The organism is Microbulbifer mixtoriginis (SeqCode), from assembly GCF_052467945.1.
In genome coordinates this window covers 2,595,992-2,614,200 of sequence record NZ_CP174328.1, presented here as the reverse complement: position 1 = coordinate 2,614,200, position 18,209 = coordinate 2,595,992, and the positions used below count along the sequence as shown (strand labels likewise).

The 18,209-nt window shown below is 44.9% G+C and carries 16 protein-coding genes; 6 read left to right on the top strand and 10 right to left on the bottom strand.

What is annotated here, in order from left to right; genetic code table 11:
* Positions 1-18: 18 nt before the first annotated feature.
* From ACJJIJ_RS11470 to ACJJIJ_RS11460, 3 genes are read right to left on the bottom strand one after another with little or no spacing between them, the layout of a single operon-like run.
* The gene (locus ACJJIJ_RS11470; protein WP_252082514.1) at positions 19-954 is read right to left on the bottom strand and encodes a TauD/TfdA family dioxygenase; all 936 of its coding nucleotides are present in this window, start codon (positions 952-954) and stop codon (positions 19-21) included.
* The gene (locus tag ACJJIJ_RS11465; protein ID WP_252082512.1) at positions 947-1,717 is read right to left on the bottom strand and encodes a class I SAM-dependent methyltransferase; all 771 of its coding nucleotides are present in this window, start codon (positions 1,715-1,717) and stop codon (positions 947-949) included. The genes ACJJIJ_RS11470 and ACJJIJ_RS11465 overlap by 8 nt, the downstream gene beginning before the upstream one ends.
* A complete protein-coding gene (locus tag ACJJIJ_RS11460) occupies positions 1,695-2,393 on the bottom strand; it encodes an iron-containing redox enzyme family protein (RefSeq protein WP_444937452.1) in 699 nt (232 codons plus the stop codon). Before ACJJIJ_RS11460 ends, ACJJIJ_RS11465 begins: the two co-directional genes overlap by 23 nt.
* 986 nt (positions 2,394-3,379) lie before the next feature.
* Here ACJJIJ_RS11460 and ACJJIJ_RS11455 point away from each other — a divergent pair.
* The 3 genes from ACJJIJ_RS11455 (at position 3,380) to ACJJIJ_RS11445 (ending at position 5,623) form a co-directional block, all read left to right on the top strand.
* Positions 3,380-3,625 (top strand): hypothetical protein, encoded by a 246-nt coding sequence (locus tag ACJJIJ_RS11455; RefSeq protein ID WP_444916265.1) that lies wholly within the window; start codon positions 3,380-3,382, stop codon positions 3,623-3,625.
* 235 nt (positions 3,626-3,860) lie between these two features.
* On the top strand, positions 3,861-5,210 hold the full coding sequence (gene pcaB, locus ACJJIJ_RS11450; protein ID WP_444937451.1) for a 3-carboxy-cis,cis-muconate cycloisomerase: 1,350 nt from the start codon (positions 3,861-3,863) through the stop codon (positions 5,208-5,210).
* Positions 5,207-5,623 (top strand): nuclear transport factor 2 family protein, encoded by a 417-nt coding sequence (locus ACJJIJ_RS11445; RefSeq protein ID WP_444902759.1) that lies wholly within the window; start codon positions 5,207-5,209, stop codon positions 5,621-5,623. The genes pcaB and ACJJIJ_RS11445 overlap by 4 nt, the downstream gene beginning before the upstream one ends.
* Before the next feature lie 63 nt (positions 5,624-5,686).
* Here ACJJIJ_RS11445 and ACJJIJ_RS11440 read toward each other — a convergent pair whose 3' ends face one another.
* Complete coding sequence (locus tag ACJJIJ_RS11440) at positions 5,687-8,812, bottom strand: cellulose binding domain-containing protein (protein ID WP_444937450.1); 3,126 nt, start codon at positions 8,810-8,812, stop codon at positions 5,687-5,689.
* A 767-nt stretch (positions 8,813-9,579) separates the two neighbouring features.
* Here ACJJIJ_RS11440 and ACJJIJ_RS11435 point away from each other — a divergent pair.
* Entirely contained in the window at positions 9,580-11,664 is a 2,085-nt protein-coding gene (locus ACJJIJ_RS11435) for a neutral/alkaline ceramidase (RefSeq protein WP_444937449.1), read from the top strand.
* An 89-nt stretch (positions 11,665-11,753) separates the two neighbouring features.
* On the opposite strand, the gene ACJJIJ_RS11430 is transcribed toward ACJJIJ_RS11435, so the two are convergent.
* Complete coding sequence (locus tag ACJJIJ_RS11430) at positions 11,754-12,671, bottom strand: haloalkane dehalogenase (protein WP_444937448.1); 918 nt, start codon at positions 12,669-12,671, stop codon at positions 11,754-11,756.
* 493 nt (positions 12,672-13,164) lie between these two features.
* On the opposite strand from ACJJIJ_RS11430, the gene ACJJIJ_RS11425 reads away from it, so the two are divergent.
* Both ACJJIJ_RS11425 and ACJJIJ_RS11420 read left to right on the top strand, forming a co-directional pair.
* Positions 13,165-13,650, top strand: coding sequence for a hotdog fold domain-containing protein (locus ACJJIJ_RS11425; protein WP_444886779.1), 486 nt, complete (start codon positions 13,165-13,167; stop codon positions 13,648-13,650).
* A gap of 242 nt (positions 13,651-13,892) precedes the next feature.
* Complete coding sequence (locus ACJJIJ_RS11420) at positions 13,893-14,375, top strand: hypothetical protein (protein WP_444937447.1); 483 nt, start codon at positions 13,893-13,895, stop codon at positions 14,373-14,375.
* 123 nt (positions 14,376-14,498) lie between these two features.
* Here ACJJIJ_RS11420 and ACJJIJ_RS11415 read toward each other — a convergent pair whose 3' ends face one another.
* The 5 genes from ACJJIJ_RS11415 to ACJJIJ_RS11395 form a co-directional block, all read right to left on the bottom strand.
* Positions 14,499-15,008, bottom strand: a complete 510-nt coding sequence (locus ACJJIJ_RS11415) for a 6-carboxytetrahydropterin synthase (RefSeq protein ID WP_444937446.1) — start codon at positions 15,006-15,008, stop codon at positions 14,499-14,501.
* Between the two features lie 268 nt (positions 15,009-15,276).
* Positions 15,277-15,837, bottom strand: a complete 561-nt coding sequence (locus tag ACJJIJ_RS11410; protein WP_444902755.1) for an endonuclease dU — start codon at positions 15,835-15,837, stop codon at positions 15,277-15,279.
* 30 nt (positions 15,838-15,867) lie between these two features.
* Positions 15,868-16,425, bottom strand: coding sequence for a DUF1415 domain-containing protein (locus tag ACJJIJ_RS11405; protein WP_252082491.1), 558 nt, complete (start codon positions 16,423-16,425; stop codon positions 15,868-15,870).
* Positions 16,426-16,433: 8 nt separating this feature from the next.
* Positions 16,434-16,967 (bottom strand): DUF2058 domain-containing protein, encoded by a 534-nt coding sequence (locus ACJJIJ_RS11400; protein ID WP_252082489.1) that lies wholly within the window; start codon positions 16,965-16,967, stop codon positions 16,434-16,436.
* A gap of 144 nt (positions 16,968-17,111) precedes the next feature.
* Positions 17,112-18,206, bottom strand: coding sequence for a PaaI family thioesterase (locus ACJJIJ_RS11395; protein WP_252082487.1), 1,095 nt, complete (start codon positions 18,204-18,206; stop codon positions 17,112-17,114).
* Positions 18,207-18,209 lie beyond the last annotated feature (3 nt).

The window sequence follows — 18,209 nt, the reverse complement described above, 5'->3', positions numbered from 1 at the left end:
CCTGGAGCCTGTAAGCACTTAATCTATCCACACCCTTGTATATATACGTTTTTGCTCGGGTGTGTCTATAAATTCATCGCGATCGTGCAAGACTCTAGTATTGTCAATAAAAATCATATCGCCAGAATTCATATAAAAGCTAACAACATTTTCTTTGTTGTTTAGTTCTCCATCAAGAAGATCCAGTGCTTGAAGTACCTCTGCCGTTAAGGGATTATTGACTCGTTGATGGCCTTTCTCTATCCAGTAGCGCATATAGCGGATAGAAATTTTGCCATTGGCATAGCTGAAAATCGGGAAATGATTGTTCAGAATATTCTGGATATCTTTATCGCTCCCTGGTGTGACAAGATCTCGAATGTAATTCTTGTAGAGCAGCTCTAGCTTTTTAGGTGCCTGTTTCTTGAGATTTTGATGTACCTGGGCTGCAGAAACTACTTTAGATTTACCACCTTGAATCGCGGGGGTAATACAGCAGAGCCCTAAAATATTTGGTTGTATGGCTCGTTGTGAGCTATCTGTATGTACACCAGTTGCTGCGTTAGTTTGTGAAACAGGAATGGCTTCGTCTTTATAGCTTTTGCCCGTATCTAAAATGCCGTAGAGTCTACCGTAGGTATCAATAGTCTGCCCCATTGCCAGGCTGATTTTGAGAAACAGAAGATTTAGTGTTGTTTGATCAAAGCCTTTTACTCCTCGAATCCAAGTAACACCATTGCCTTCATGGATTTCACTTTTGATTTTTTGGGCGAGCTGATCAAACTGAGGAGTGGCAACAGAATCTGCTTGCAAAGCCCGAATAGGGTTGTCCTGCTCTTTAGACCATTCTTGCAGGGCTTTGATTTCATTTGGCCAGTCATTAGGCCAATTAAATTTCCAGTTGGGTTTAGCTTCCAACTCTGCGGCTGTCCATGCCTGTGCACGGATAGTCTCGTCAGGTGCTATATCAATCATTTACCTTCACCTTAAATAACACATGCAATGGATAGCCTTTTAGTGGACCAAAAAATTCAGGGTCAAATGCCAGATGTTCATCCGTTACAGCTAATTCTTTGACTTCGGGTAGGCTGTTAAAGCCGGCTTTAGCAAGGGCTTCGAAGTAGTGTGCAAAGGTTTTATGTACACAGCGAACAGAGACCGGTACACCATCTCTACGCCAGATTTTCCCCTCAAAGGTCTTATTTATACCGTCGAGATAAGATTTTTCACCATGTTCAAAGTAAAACGGTGGGCTTTCTTCCCTCATAAAGGGGAGGCATGGATGGGGTACGGTAAAGACAAAAGTACCACCTGCTACCAGCAAAGAACGTACTTTACTCATTACCTGAGTCATTTCTTCGATAGTCAGGTAATTGAAAAGGAATACGGCAATGGCCTTGTCGAATCTGGTTTGTGGAAATTGATTAAATGAAACTGCATTGCCTACGGTATAAGTTGCATTAGATAGCTTGAGTTCCTTAGCCATCGATTGTGCTTGAGCTATCATTTCAGCAGAAGAGTCAACTCCAAAAATTGACTTGACACCAGCCTCTATCAGCATGCGTGATACATAGCCCTCTCCACAGCCAAAGTCTAGGATATCTTGGTCTTTGATTTTGCCCAGAGCCTCTAAAACACGAGGTCTTGCCGTGAAGTCGCTCAACAGTATTTTTTCTGATCTAAGCCAATTCGTGGCTTGTGCATTATAAATTGATTCAGTTGATATAGGTTGGTTCATCCTGAGCCACTCCTGATACTTGTGTGGTTGTCGAGTTATAATTGTTGTCGATGATTTTTGTATTGTTGTATGCTCGTGCAAGCATGCCATCCCAAAAAGCAGCTCTTAAATTCAGAGCCTTAGTTGCACCCTGGCGAAGACGCCTCCTTCCTTCCTCTGTCTCGGCAAAAGTTAATGCGATCTGCTTGAGACTTTCAGCATGATCATCGTCGATTAGAGTGTGAACGGAAAAGAAGCAGTAGTCCTTGGGCTGAATTTCAGGTAAATGCTTCAACCCCTTTTCAATATATGGATAAATTGTACTCACTACATGCTCTGTTCCTATCCCTAAAGCTCCTATTGCTTCCTCGGTAGAGCCATAAAGTAATACCATTGAAAGCATGTCATACCAGATGATCGCATCATCCGAAAGAGGTGTTTCTTGTTTACCCTGTGTGACCTTTTCTTTAAAGCGGGTAAAAAGATCAGCATGGGGGATATTTTTTATCCACCTTGGATCTATTCCATGGTGATTTAGTATTCGGAGTTCATCCTCCTCATAATTACCAGATTCTTCGTTCAGGTTTTCCAAGAGTATATTTCGGTGCTCCGGAATGGTCAGCTTGGAGATGGCTGCACTTAATAAGTTAATAAATCGGGATGTGTATAGGCTGTATTGTTGTGCAAAATCAGCCACAACATAAGGAAAGTTTGGCAGGGATGCCTCACTAAACCGTATTAAATAGGTATGATTTACAGCCCTATGGTTAAGTGCTTCCTCGGATAGATCTTCCAGCCAAACTCGGCTTGTGTTGCTCGTTTTAATGTTAAAATTCCTTTTCTAGATGTTGACGGTATAGCTTGTTTGCTTTTCAGGTTGTCAATGCACATCCTGTGCCCACTAGCTTTAAGTTTATTGTTTTTTGATAGAATTTCAGTATACGAAGTTGGATTTTTATTGGCAATTGTTAAATTGTAATTGATTTCCCATGGGCGCTTCTTATTTTATGGTTTTTTGTTAGCTGTGATTCTTGGTGGTTAGATCTCTATACCTATTTGGGAGTATTTGATTTTTTTAAGAGAGAGTTGATGCAGGTTTAGTGTTTGTTTTGTTTTCTTTTGAATAGTGAATGATTTTTTTTGTGCTCAAAAATATTTCAGGAGCATGCTTTTTATTTTGTGCTTTATCGTTTTTGATTGATGCAGTTGTAGGCTTTCTGGTTGTTAATGACTTCATTTTTGATATTTTTATATTTTTTGATTCCCTGTCTTGAGATGCGGGTTATTGATCTAAATCAATGATTTCAATATCTTATTGGGTTAAAGGGGGTTGCTCTTGTGTTGGTCGATGTGTGAGAAGGGTATAGTTGTCGCACTTGTAAGTCTCACTGGTAATATTTTTGTGTGATCTAGGTGCTTTAACGTTGTTGTCTTTAGGGTTTCCCAAAAAGGATTTAGTGGCGGCTTGCCCTAGGTGGTTATAGAGTACGTAGTTTATTTTTTCAGTCAGTAACATTAAAGATTATTTAAGAATTTGTGGGTGTTTGTAGTCAGGTTCTTGAGGGGATGTTCTTATAGAACCAATTACACTAATAGGAATGGTTCGACATAACTATAGTAGATTTCATGGATTTTCATGTTTTATATGCCAAAATTATAGTTCCTTGAGCGGTAATTGGACCAATGATGAAATTGGAAGAAGATGTAGTTGATGCAATTGAAAGTGGCCAAATGATTCAAGCTATGAAGCTTCTGCGTGAATACAAGAATATTAATCTTAAAGAAGCAAGAATAATTGTTAACACCTATGTACGTGAAAAAAACATACAGTCATCACCTGCAGAATTACCTGGTCGTGCGGGATTAATTGGGCTTCTGCTCCTGTTAGCTATTACCGGATACTTAGCATTTGGCCTAGGTGCTGGTTAGCGCCGAATATCTCAACTTTGCTTCAATTTGATTACATAGTTTCTTAATTTGACCCGGTTAAGTTTACCAGCTATGGATCATACCAATGTCTCTGAAAGTTGGGACTATTGTCTACTCTTTAAAGAAAATGTGGCATATGCACACTGATGCTTGTATTTGCCTCATTTTATGCTCTTCTTGATTATTACACTTTGCTTTAAAGCGCTGCTGTTACCTGTTATTTGGGAGGTTAACAATGGCTGCAACTCTTATAGACTCGCAGGTCTTTTCTGGTCTCTTTAGTACTCCTGCCATGAGTGAGATCTTTTCTGACCGGCAAAGAGTTCAGTACTACTTGGATGTAGAGGCTGCCTTGGCCAGGGTACAGGCGAGACTTGATATCATTCCCAAAGAGGCAGCAGATGAGATTTGCCAACATTGTCGTGTTGAAGAAATTGACCTTGAGCAGTTGAGATCCCAGACAGAGTTAATTGGCTATCCGGTATTTGGAGTTGTACAGCAGTTAGTTGAGCGTTGTAAGGGGGGGCTAGGGCAGTGGTGCCACTGGGGCACAACAACTCAGGACATTACCGACACCGCTACTATATTGCAGATTCGTGCAGCATTAAAGCTTGTGGAGACGGAAGTAGATGAAATCGCCGGTGCGCTGGCCGCTCTAGCCGAGGATTACCGGGATACGCCAATGGTTGCGAGAAGTAACCTTCAACAAGCTGTACCAATTACCTTTGGCTATAAAGCAGCTGTGTGGTTAGCGGGTTTTCATCGGCACCAGCAACGGCTTGCAGAAATTAAGAAACGAGTCCTAGTCGGGGAATTTGGTGGTGCTGCGGGAAACCTAGCCTCCTTGGGAGATAAAGGCCTAGCGGTGCAGGCTGGACTTATGAAGGAGCTTAATCTCGCTATACCTGTTATCGCCTGGCATACCATGCGTGATCGGATAGCTGAAGTCGCCTGTCTATTGGGGTTAATCACCGGCACTCTGAGTAAGATAGCCCTAGATATCAAACTGATGGCACAGACAGAAGTCGGGGAGGTCACGGAGCCCTTCACTGCGGGGCGCGGTGCTTCTAGCACTATGCCGCAAAAGCACAACCCAGTTTCCTCAGTATATATGAGTGGAATAGTGCCCATTGTGCGACAACAGGTGGCGGCGTTACTCAATGCTATGGAGGAAGATCACGAGCGTGCGACGGGAACCTGGGAGATTGAGTGGGTGGTTCTTCCTGAAATCTTTTGTTTATCCGCTGCGGCATTGGCACAGGCGAAGTTCGCGTTGCGGGGTCTCAATGTACACCCAGATAATATGATGCGAAATTTACAGATGACTGGAGGTTTGGTTTCTTCTGAAGCGGTGATGATGGGGCTAGGCCCAAAGATTGGCCGTGAGAAAGCTCATGATCTTGTTTACAAAATTTGCTGTCAAGCAATGGAAACTGATCGACCATTTGCGGATCTATTAAAGGAGAATAATGAGGTTTCTAAGGCCTTAACCGATAATGAAGTGGATAAGCTGCTTGATCCCAATAATTACCTTGGGCTTTGTGGTGAGATGGTGGATCGAACTTTGGCTAGGCAAGATAAATGATGAAGAAATCTGTAGATATTAAAGAGACCGAGCAGCTCTGTTACCAATATCTATCTGCCTTGGAGCGGGGGGACTTGGATACACTTCTTTCATTGTTTTCAGAAAATGCTTTGGTCTATTCGCCAATTTTTGGGAAATGCTCAGTAGAGAGTTTTTATTCCTATATTTTTCAGTCAATTAGTGATCGTGCTATGAAACTGAATAATATACTTTCGGGTGTGTTAAAGACTAACCAAGTTGCATTACATCTTAGCTATACCCGGTCAGTAGAAGGAAGAGGTCCGGCCACAATTGATGTGGTAGACCTCTTCGATTTAACGGAAGATTTCAGTACTTTTATGGCTGTAACAATTATTTATGATACCGCACCAATCCATGGGGACTTTATATCTTGCAAAAATGCTCCGCAATAAATCACTTCTATTTTTTAATGGATACTAGAATTTTTAGAACACCTTTCTAATAGCTAATAGAGGCTATTTTACTGATACAGCAGAAAAAGCATGCAGTAAACCAGTTTTTGGTGTGCTATTGGGGGTAGGACAGTTAAAATTTTCTGAGTGCCCATAGTTATAGCCATACAGCAAGTTGCAGGCCATAACTTTATGTCCGGCTGTTGTTGGGTGTACAGAATCACCTGTCGGTACAATATTGCCCTGATCAACAAGAAGAATCTTTACCGGAGGAGTGATACTAGCAATAGTACTTTTGATTTTCGTGTTGTAATAGTCTGTGCAATGGTTGGAAGGGTCCTGACCATCCAAGTTCGTTCTACGGGGAATGGTGGAAATTACAAAGGCAATTTTATTATCCGGTATACCCATTGCACTTAGGTGGCTGTATATTTTGCCCACCAACGTTGTTTTATCTCGAGTATTATTGCTAGAGATAATGCTTTCCACTACTTCGTCTAGGCGCTTAGCCGTTAGGCTCCCAGCCTTCGGAGCCGCACCACATTGGGTAGCGCCATTCCGATTGAGATGGGTGATATCGTTTGTGCCCAGCTGGATAGGCACAATAATAGCATCTGATGCCGCCAGATTTAGGTTTAATGGGCAGGCTTGGTTGTCTAACCACCCTGCGCTGTTACCACTTTCACGACACATTTCAGTAACGACAGAATTAAAGTAGGCAATAGCATCTGCGCAGCTGGCAGAGCTATAACCTGCTGGGATTTGATGGCCTGTAGGATTAAGAAAGCACTGCATATCGCTCGTACTTGCTCCAGGAATTCCGGTATGCCAGTAATTTCCAGTCTTCTTCTCTACTCCATCGGGTCCGGTTGGGCCACTCACAGTACCAATAGTTTCTACGGGCTGACCATTATAGCTAATGGTCAGGCTGCCGTTATTATCGCTACTGCTTAGGGGAAAGCTGGATTTCCCATCAGAGGCCTCGACGATTTGCTGCCAGATTTGTGAGCGGAACCCCATTGAGTTGTAGGGCAGGGTGGTCATACCATAGGTGATTGAATCCCCGATAAACCAAAGTTTGATTTTACCGGTACCATCCTGAGAGGAGCTTCCGCTATCGCCGGGTTGGTTTCCGGCTACGGGGGGAGTTGCTGGATTGCCGGTGCCAACCTGGGATGAACCGCTGGCTTGGCAGGTGGCATTAAGAGTTGGCTGACTATTGGTTCCGCTATACTCGCCATTAAATCCAAAGGCACGTGCCTCTCCTGGTGGAATAACATCCTGGCCGCTAGCGGTTACTGAGCCAGAGTGGTCAACCACCTCAGCATTCCAAAAATGGGTTACTTTTTGGTTGCCCGGCCATTGCCATTTTATTTGCCAAGCATCCAGTGGCTGATCCCCGGTATTGCGTATGACAACATTGGCCATAAATCCATTACCCCAGTCATTTTGAATGGCGTATTCCACCGTACATTGACCTGAGGCTTGGGGTTGCTCTGTGGGTGTTGTGGGTATTGCGGGTGTTGGCTCAGTTCCAGTATTAGTGCCGTTCCCAGTGTTCGTACCTGATGTGGGCTCAGTGGTGTTGTCAGGTTTAGTAGCAGTAGAGGATTCAAACCATTTTAGGGCAAAAGCGCGGAATTCAGACTCTGAGGGTAAAGCCCCCTGCTTGGTGTGATAGTTATTTAGATAGCTCTTGGCATCAGTGTAAAAATTCTTGTGGGTTTGATAAATCTCCTTTTTATTGCCATTGTTATCAATCAACCAGTAACCGACAAATTCTTTAATCCAGCTATCGTATTCGTTCCCGTACATCTGCCAGTAAAGAATAAAGGGAGAGCCCCACTCAAGAGAGGTTTTAATTACATTGCGAGACAACATATCTTGCGCTTCACCAGAGCGGGTGCCCCAGTCTTTAAACCAAGATTCACCGTAACCGTATTCACCGATAAACACCCGCTTTTCGAAGGGCAGGCCAGTTTTTTGCGGCAGTTTTGACTCAATAAAGTCCAGTGCTTTGGTTAGCTCGGCGTGTAGGGTGGCAAAATCAGAGTGTTTCTCTTTGGTAGTCAGATCATAGGCTGAGTAGGAAACGAGGTCGACATTGGTGTGTGGTAACACGGCGTTGGTGATGCGCTCTTTACCCTGCATTGCGGATTCAACCCGATTCACCTCTACATAGTGATACAAGTTGACGTTGGAGTGGGGAATATTGGCCTTGGCATCTTCAATGGCTTTTTGGCGAATATTGAGCCAGTCGATCAATCCCTGAATACGCAGCGGATCAATCTTCACTTGGTTGTCGTCCCGTGTTCCATCGGCTTTTTGCACGAGGTTCCAGTCGCCCTCCCAATGACCGATCATAAACGTTTTACCTGAGCCGCTGTATTTCGTTAACAGATACTCGGCCATCGCATAAATCTTATCGTACTGCCAGGTGAGTTCTTCCTGAGACATGCCTTTATTGTCCATCCAAGATCCGGAGTCCTCCACCCAGAACATATAGTGGGAGAAGTCCATATCAAGCACCTCTCGGTAAGCGGGTACTTCTTCCAGCATACGTTTGAACTGGTAGTCAAGGCCCAAGCCGTTAAGCTCATCGTACAAGCCGGTAGACAGGGCGATCTTAAGTAGGTTGGACCCCATTGCGCGGATGGCTTTAGCGGATTCCACTAGAGAGCCTTCGCCTGTGAAGCTGTACTTAGGGCTGATAGTCTGGGTGCCCAAAATATAGTTGTAGCTCTCTATTGCCGATAAGGGCGGGCTGGTTTTCGGTGGCTCTGATGTTGTCGGTGGAGGGGTTTGCTGATTGTGACAACTGGCATTGATTTTGGAGGGGACTTGTGTTCCTCCAGAGTAGGCGATATTAAAGCCAAAAGAGCGAGCCTCACCCACAGGAATATTGGCAAAGTCACCTGTACCTTCCGCTGTTGCAGTATTGCCATTTTGGGAAATTTTGGCATTCCAGGAGCCGTCAATTACCTGGTCTCCGGGCCATTGCCAATTAAGGTTCCATCCATTAATAGGCTCTGTGCCAGTATTGCGGACCACTACAGAGGCCATATAGCCCTTATCCCATTGACTTTGGACAACCATATTGACCTTACAGTTGGTTGCGGCCATGGAGAGAGGTGTGATGCCGAGTAAGAATAGGGAGGTGAAACCCGCTTTGAGTAATTTAATACGCATTTGCTAACCACTGCTTATTCATTATTTGCAACTCATCTTAGGGCCCTTTCTGGGCAATAAAGTTTCTTTCTGGAATATCTGGATTTTCGTGACTAAATAGCCAAGGTATATTTTTCTCTATTTTATCCCATTTGTAGGTCATTTTATCCGGAAAAGACCTGGCCATACTTTGATCCCCTTCCCAGCATTGCTCAGTGATTGTTTACTGGAAGCCTATGAGTTTTATCGGTCTTTTTTTTCATTACGTCCTTTATCGCCATGGTAGATGAGCGGCTGATCAAGTGTTTGTTAGAACGCGCGAGTCATCTTTTTATTGTTGTGCTTTATAAGATGAATAATGCTGTCAGTTGGCGCAAACAGAAATAATTAATTGTTATTTCTGTTTTTTATTGGGTTGGTATTACTTTGAAATTTACCATGTCAGATTTATTTTGGCGGCCGTTGAGTTCTGTTAACCACACTGACTGGGATAATTAGAGTATGCTGGCACCCGCGTGCCTTTACAGAATAATAAACGCCTGGTGCGATCAAGGACATCGACCCTGCCGATCATTCTTCGCGGTTTCTAGAATGCTAAGGCAGCGGTATCAGGAAGAGAAAACCGTTGTGAGTAGTTGGTAATTACTCACAGGTATCCACTGGTTCGGCCAGTTTTTATTACACAATATCAAGCTGATTTTTTCGGAAGGGACTGGCTTCTTGGCGCCTTGAAATCAAGGATAGAGGGCCTTTGAAAGGACTTTTCGTATAAAAATTATGGAGAAAAAATGAAGACAAAAATAATTCGATGGTATACCACATTTTTTATACTGCTTGGATTCTCCCCCCTGGCTCTCAGTGCAGAGTGGCTGTTAGGTACGGGTAAATACGATATCACTGGGCCAGCCGCCGATGTTGGTATGGTTGGTTATGGAGAAACCAGTCAGACAACCAAAGGAATTCATAGCCGCTTGTGGTCCCGTGCTTTTGTAATTGCCAATCCTCAGGATAGTCAGCGTCTGGTATTTGTTTCCGCCGATTTACAGAGTATTACTCAAGGTGTTAAACAGGGTGTGGTTGCCAAGCTCAAGAGTAGGTATGGCAACGACCGCTTTACAGATGAAAATGTGATGCTCACGGCCACCCACACCCACGTAGGCCCTGGAGGTTATGATCACTATGTGATGCTCAATATGAGTGCACTGGGTTATGCGGAAGATAACTATAACGCGATCGTAGAAGGTATCTACCAATCTATTGTTATGGCAAATAGCAGTTTGGCAGAGGGCGACATTTACCTGGAGCAAGGTACCTTGCTCAACACGAGTATCAACCGCAACCCGGAGCCCTACGCGCAAAATCCGGATACGGGCAATTACCAATACGATACCAACAAAACTATGACGCAGCTCAAGCTGGTTAATGCGAATAATAAAGCATTGGGTATTATTAACTGGTTTGCGCTACACAATGTTTCACTTGGTACCGGTCAACGTCAGTTGAGTAGTGATCACAAGGGAGCTGCCAGTTATTTATTTGAGCAATGGGCTTCAAATCAGACAGATTCGACAGGAAATCTTGTTGCGGCCTTTGCCAATAGCAATCTAGGTGATGCTTCTCCCAATATTTGTGGCCCAGGGAATGGTTGTGGCTCCAGTGAATATGAGAGTCTTGAGTTGGCTGCAGAAAAACAGGCAAACAAAGCGAAGTCTCTTTACAGCACCTCGAACAATAAATTATTGAACAATCTTGATTATCGCCATCAATACATATATTTCCCCGGTTATACCGTAGCCGGGGAATATACTGGCGAAGGGCAGCAAAACATTTGCGAAGGTGCCGTGGGCTGGTCATTCACAGCTGGCTCTTCCTGGGATGGTCCCAGTGGGATTGATGGTATTTTCGAGGGGATGTCAGTTGAAAACGAAGGCACTGAGTGGGATCGCAGCGAAAGCCTATTCGAATCAGTGATCAGAGGTTTCCCGCTCTTTGGGTTAATGAATGCTTTCTCTGCGGCTGCCGTTTATAAGGATACACAGGATGATCCTTGCCAATATCCCAAACCCACTTTTGTTGAGCGTAAAGTAGTAGGGCAGCAGTTGTATACTCCTTATCTGCCATTTCAGATGTTTCGCATTGGATCACTGGTCCTAGTGGCTGCGCCGAGTGAAATGACCACTATGGCTGGTCGCCGCCTGGAAGAAAAGGTATTGGCCTCAATGCAGGGGCACGGTGTTACCAGGGTAGTTATTGCCGGTTTGGCCAATGCTTATACCGGTTATGTGACCACTCATGAAGAATTTGACAGGCAACACTATGAGGGGGGGCACACGATCTATGGGCCCAACACCCTGGCGGCTTATCAACAGATTTATACAGGTATGGCCAACGCCATGAATAATAATCTGGCGGTGGATCCAGGGCCGACACCAACAGATTTATCGAATGACCAAATAATTCATGTCATTGGTGTCGTCTACGATGATAAGCGCCTATGGGAATCCTTCGGCCAGGTTTGGAATGATGTACGTAGCAACTATTCTGTTGGTGATACTGTCTCCGCGAGTTTTCGCTCCGGTCATCCCCGTAACGATTTCAGAACGGGAGATACCTTTATAGAGATTCAACGTAAGGTAAATGGCAACTGGGAAACCTATCTTACTGACAATGACTTGGATACTCGCTTTATCTGGACACGGGATACGGCGGTAGACTGCCTGGCCTGCTCCTTTGCTGAAGGGCAGTGGGTAATTGGTGAGGATACTCCTGCGGGTACTTATCGCATAAAACACAAGGGAAACTGGAAAAGTGGCTGGACAGGGAAGGTTAGCAGCTACTCAGGCAAGTCGAGCAGTTTTACTGTCAATAACTGAGTTGTGTTGATCAAATTATTCGATTAGTAAATCAGGCCGTTAATTCGGCCTGATTTAGATGCAATAAACACTAATTTTTTAACTCTTATCTATTGGGCAGGTTTTTTTAGCTGAAAATGAGATAGGGCTTTTTCAGCAATTTCCTTGCCATATTCCTGTACGAAGTGACCAGCCTCTTCAAGCTTGAGAGGCGGAGGACAATTTTTGATAATCCCCCTAAGCATTTCCATTACTTTTTCACCAAGTACGGCATCCCTCATTCCAATTGCCATAAAGCTATCGCCTTCCCAGGTCTTGGACCAGAAATTTCTGGCCTCTAGCCCAAGTTCTACACCCTCCATGTCGGGATCAACGGGAACAATTGAGGGGAAGCGACGAACACCGGCCTTATAGCGGTTATCGGGAAAGGGAGCATCATAAGCTACTATATCAAATAGATTGATTTCCGATCTGGCATCGGTGGCAATTAAGCCGCCTACCGGTATCTCTGGAACACTGACAGAAAAATTTCTCCATTGATAAAAACCTTCCGAAGCGCCATCCCCCGCTGCAATCGCAGTATTCATTACCAGTAATCGTGTAAATCTTTCCGGCATATCCATTGGCAGAGTGAGGCCTAGAAGTCCACCCCAGTCCTGGCATACCAAAGTGATATTTTTTAGGTCTAGGTGTTCAATAAGTTGTATCAGGCTGTTGCGATGAAAATTAAAGGTGTAAGTATTGTCATCTGTTGGTTTATCGGAACGACCAAAACCAAAGAGATCAGGAGCAATAACCCGGTGCCCAGCTTCTACGAATACTGGAATCATTTTTCGGTACAGATAGCTCCAGGTTGGTTCCCCATGTAGGCAAAGAAATGTTGTTTCTGCATCAGAGGTGCCTTCATCAATGTAGGCCATACGCATTGAATCGTATCCATCCAGAGTATCGATGTATTTTGGTTGATAGGGAAAGCCTGGCAGAAGGGAAAAGCGCTCTTCGGGAGTTCTTAATCGCTCAATAGGCATTGGCAAGCCTCTTTTATTAAATGTTAGTATTTAGACTTTTATGATTTTAACTTACGAAATTAAACAATAACCAGCATACAAGTTAAAGGTGGTTTTTAGGTTTTTTTGATTTTGCTGTAGATTCATAGGTAAAATTTCTTCAAGTATTACATGTTGTCGATAAGAAATGGTTCTCACAATTCACAAGCTATAGATAGATATTTAAGTTCCGGTGAATGTGTTTTTAGATTTTCGACTTTTACTTTCTATTTAAATGCTAATTTCAGTGCAGGGTTGGCATGCATGGTTAAACTGTGAATGAGAGCCTACACAGGCTTGAGTACAGGTCATCTTCCGCTTCCTTTGTCTTTGGGTAACCCCTAGGCGCACTTGAGGGTCAATTACCCTGATAGTTCTGATTACCTGATTTAGAGAAGAGATGTTGTATAGTGCCCCCGTTAACAAGCCCCTTAGCAAAGGGCTTATCAGTAAACGGTTAAGGTAGTGAGACAAGATGGAGTATCAGTCCTCGAAGAGTGCAGTTTTGCAGCTTTGGAAGAAGTTTGGTGGTTCGGCGTTTGGGCGTTGGACAGTTTCGAAGGTGGTCGCTTTCAAAGCACCTTACTTTAGGTCTATTAAGCCCTGCTTTGCTGAGGTATCACCGGGGCGTGTAGAAGTATTGCTGAAGAAACGTTGGGGAGTGACAAACCATATAGGCACAGTGCATGCGATTGCGATGTGTAATGCTGCCGAACTAGCCGGCGGGGTCTGCTTGGATGTTTCTCTGGATCGCCGCTTTCGTTGGATACCCGTGGGGATGGAAGTTAAGTACCTGAAAATGGCAAAAACCAACCTGCGTGCGGTTTGTGAGTATCCAGATTTTGCATCTATTCAGGTTGGTGATGTGGTTATGCCCGTGGGTGTCTTCGATGCTAACGGTGAGGAAGTGTTTCACGCGGACATCACCATGCGTGTATCTCAGCGCCCCACAAACAAGTAAAGGCTGCGGTTGGCAAATGGGGTTAGGTTTTTAGACTGTCACAAGTCGCGGAAATTGACCGAAATTGAGGGCAGGTAGTCCTCATAGTCCTTTTCTGAGTATCTGAAATATAACAGTCTTGGCCTAGATCACTGCTTATAATCTATACAGTCAATTGAGCCTCGTAAGTGGATGTACGGAGGCCGTGAACGTCGTAAAATAGTTCACTTCTAAGAGTAATCGATCGACTGGCTGGAGGAGTTATGGGTTTAATTTGGGATATGAGTCATTCGATATCCGCCTTTGAAGCGGTAGAGGGGGATAATACTGAGTATGAAATATATAATGCGGAAAGTCAGGCATTAAGCAGTGAGGGTATTTATCAGGATCTTGCCGAAAGCCTTGAGCTGGCTATTTCCAAGCTAAGTAAAAATGTAAATGATAGTTCTCGTTATTTTCTTATTCAGTGGGAACCCATCAGCTCGCAATTAACCCTGACCGTCACGGATGACCAAAGAAAGAATGATGCCCAGGCTGTTGTTCGCTGTCACTTCACTGCGCTGGAAAAGCAATTTCAAGAATCTCAGTTTAAAACTGATGACGACAAACAATCCGCTATAGCTGCATTTTCTGAAGTTTTACACTTTTGGTGCAAGGAGTTTCTTTCAACGGACCAAGGGTTTAGCCAGTTTTCTTTAGTCGCTCTTTTTACCTCTGGCTCGAGGGATAGCGCTGTTATTCTGTAGATTGCAGTACCTTTTAATATTCAGGGCTACTTTCATTAAAAACCAGTGAAAATAGCCTTGAAATGTACCCGAGTGGTCCACTCTAAGTGAAACTTGTTTTGCTATCACTATCCACCATTTTAATTACAGATCTACAGAGAACTCTGTATACCAATTGTTGGTTTCCCAGACTTTGATCTTTTCGAAATTAATATCTAGGTCTGAGCTATTGGCGGCAACTCTTTGATGAATGGCACCATGCCAAGCTTTAGCGAGGTTTTCGGAGCTTGGTTTAAAGGGTGTTATACACAATTTCCCAATTTTGGAGTTCGCTTGAATAAATTGTGCATTTTTTTGTTGTTGATGGATTATGCCCATGTATTCTATGGAGTTAATAATTTCCTTTAAAAAGGGGTCTTGATAATCAATAATCGTAGCATGATCGCAGAGATCCTGAATCTCAGCTTTAAATATTTTTTTCAGGAATGACATGTCGGTGGGAGGATCTTGGTATTTTGCTCTGCATGTACATTCCACTCGATACCTGTAACCAACAAAGCCTTCTTCCAGCTTATTATCCTCTATATAGGCGTAATTTACTTTCTTGGTGATATTGAGGTCAAGGCAGTAAGTGATATTGAAGTATTGAGGCATTGGAGTGATCCTGATTTACTCAGATTACTATTGCTTGCTGCTGAGTATAATAGATATTTTGAGATATCTTGGGAGGGTTGATCAATATGGGGAGAAGAGCTGAGCAGAAAGCTTGATAAAAGAATTCCTAACAGCCTATTTTGAGATACAGGTCGCCGATAATAGTTTGGTATCCAATGAAAGATGTCCTCACTCTTAGCCTTAATTGGATTGTGGAAAGAATAAATTCAAAGGTGCCAAGGATAAGAAAATACATTATAGAGATGTTTCAGGCTCTGTTCCCACTTTGTCCAGTCATTACTGCTGCGCCTATCATATGCGCTAAACGCAGGGCTTCAGGCACATTGCCGTTATCAGTAGCTTGCTCAAGTATCTGGGCGGCAATGTTCGGGACACAGCCCTGTACCTGAAAGTAAAAATTACGGTGAGAATAAACCTTGCCTGCTTTAAGTAGAATCTCCCTGCGCAGTGAATAATCAGGGAAGTTTTTCAGGGCTTTATTAATGGCTGACATATCCGGTGGTTTACGCATTACCGCGATACAGGGGCGCTTCAAGGATTCAGCCAGTTTGGGGAGATCTATGATATTAAAGCCTCCAACGGCGACGCCATCAATCAGTACCACGTTAATCTGGGGGTAAAACTTGCTGCTTTGCAATATTTGCGTGATAACTTCAGTAGCATCCATGCCGTCTTTTTGTACCTCACCCCAGAGCATGCCTTCAAAGCGGGTATCGGTACATATTATCCCGCTGATGTTTACAGGTGAGCCCCGCTCTTTTTGGAAAGGGGCATCGTCAAAGCCAATAATGCGGAGTTTCTTCTTCAAGCGAAGAAGTTCTGCGATGGGCTTCATCGTTTATTTTTTCAGCTGCTGGAAAAGGTAAGGAAAGAGTTTTAGCTTCTCCTCCTGAGTAAGAGACTCTACCCGTTGGATATTATTTTCCGGAATAGCTTCCGGGTTTGGGTAAAGATCAATCATTTTGGCTAGGTTTTCTTCCCGCAGCAGGTGCAAAATCGGGTAGGGTGCCCGATTGGTGAGGTTCTCGGCATCCTCTGGGGCAGTACCTGCGAATTGATAGTCCGGGTGGAAGCTGGCCAGCTGATAGATACCTTCGTAATGGTTGCGCTTCAGTAGCCATTCGGCCTGATCGAGGAATTGATTGTAGTCAGCAAAATCCTTTAGGTAATTTGGAATAATCAGCAGGGTAGTCAGGAGTTCGTTTTCCGGCGTACTGTCGAGTCGTTGAAGCTCAGCAAGGAGGTCTGCCAGTAAAGCATCCTCGTTGTTTGCCTTACAGACCTTATAACGAATCTGGCCTGCGCGTAGTGGTTTGCGCGCAAAAGGGCAGAGGTTTAGGCCCACCACAACATCGGTGAGCCATTGTTCCACTGTCTGTGTAACTTGTTGCTCCATGTACCGGCTTACCACATCAGGTCGTCGGGGATCTGGAAGTCGGCGTAGGGGTCGTCTTCGTCCACCGAGGTCGAAGTTTCGGTAGGTTTGACAATGATTTCGGTATTGCGCTCGGCAATTTTGTCGGCGATCACTCTGGGTACCAGTTCAAACTGTTCACCCTGGGCGACAATCACCAACCGGCCGGCAATGAGATGATCCCGCAGGATTTCACTGACATAGATAGTTTTGATTTTTTTATCAAAGGTAAAGTTATAGGCGGTTTCACCTGAGTAGGGCTGGCGGTTGTTGTTCACCAGCTGCTTGATTTGTGCTGCGATGGCCTTTTGTTGAGCCGCAGCGTCACGTTCGGCATTCAGGGCGCGATCCCGTGCAGCCTTATCCGCACGCGCTTGCTGCGCGGCTAACTTTGTTTCATCTACCTGTGGTTGTGAAGATTTCTTTGCAACTTTCTGTTGCTTGCGCTTTTCCTTACCGATCTGTTTGGCTTTTTTCTTGTCGACGAGTCCTGCTTGTAACAGCTGGTCTTGCAGTGAGGCCATAGTATGTTTCCTGCAATAGTAATTGGATTGTGCCGCCAGTAAGTTTGGTGGCTACTTGGTCAAAGTGTAATTGGGGACTTACCCCTTTCATAGATGTGGGGCATTTTACCTGAAGATAGCCGCGGTGCTGGCAGGGAATTTGATTTAAGGGGTCCAGGGCTTACCAGAGGTAGCGGTAGCAATGATCTCATCGGGCTCTTTACCATCGCTCAACATTTGTGCACCCCCTGGAATCATTAGTGCTGAGCCCGTGGCAATTGCCACGCGTTTGCCGCTGGGGGTATCGATATTACAAGAGGAAACCCGTAGCTGGCGGCCGCGGTGAAGAACTTGCGCCTCGAGGATCAGGTCCCCACTGTTGAGCTTGGCCGGTCTGGCAAAGCGGATATGCATATCTAAGGTGGCAAATATACTGCCCGCCGGTAAGGTGGAATATACGGCCGCCCCCATAGTGAAGTCCGCCGCCCAGGCCAGCAGTCCTCCGTAGATAGACAGGGTGCCGTTAGAGAACCAGGGGGATGAGGGCATGGTAGAAATACAGCGGCCGTTCTCGATTTCGATGGCGCGGTAACCGGTGAGCAACCATACGGGGTGAATGCGACCCTCATTGATGGTAGTTCGCTGAAGCTCAATAGGTACCTGTTCCGGCAGATGCCCCATATCACAGAAATAGGGTTTGGGTGGCGGTCTGAGATAGGGGTCTGGGGGATCGGTTGGTCCCAGGTCTGGCAGAGGTAGCTCCTGATCAGGATTGACTGGGAAGTCTGCAATCAGGCAGCGAGTACTTCCATAGGCGAGGGTTCTGCCATCTTGATCGTTGATCTGAATGCTGGAGAGCCCCACTTGGCTGCCGGAATGCACAGTCGTGGCCCGGCCAACAATATTCTGAGTATTGCTGGTAATTGGCCGGATAAAACACATATTCAACTCAGAAGTGCTAAGTACTTTACCGGCCGGGAGAGTCGTCCAAATTGCAGAGGCGAGGGGCGCGTCGGCGAACATCGCGTAAATACCACCCCAGTAGACCCCGGTGCCGTCTGCCAGCCAGGGAGTGATGGGCATTGAGTAAGTGGCTTTGCCCAACCCTGCTTCCGTTGGCTGCATACCTGTGAGCCGCCAAAAGGGCGGTCCCGGCAAGCTTCCACGAATATATCGTTTGAAAGTCTGTAGACCGGGTTGTTGCAACGCTCGCAGGTCGCAGATGGCACCACGATGAACTTCGTCGGTGATATTGGTCATCCC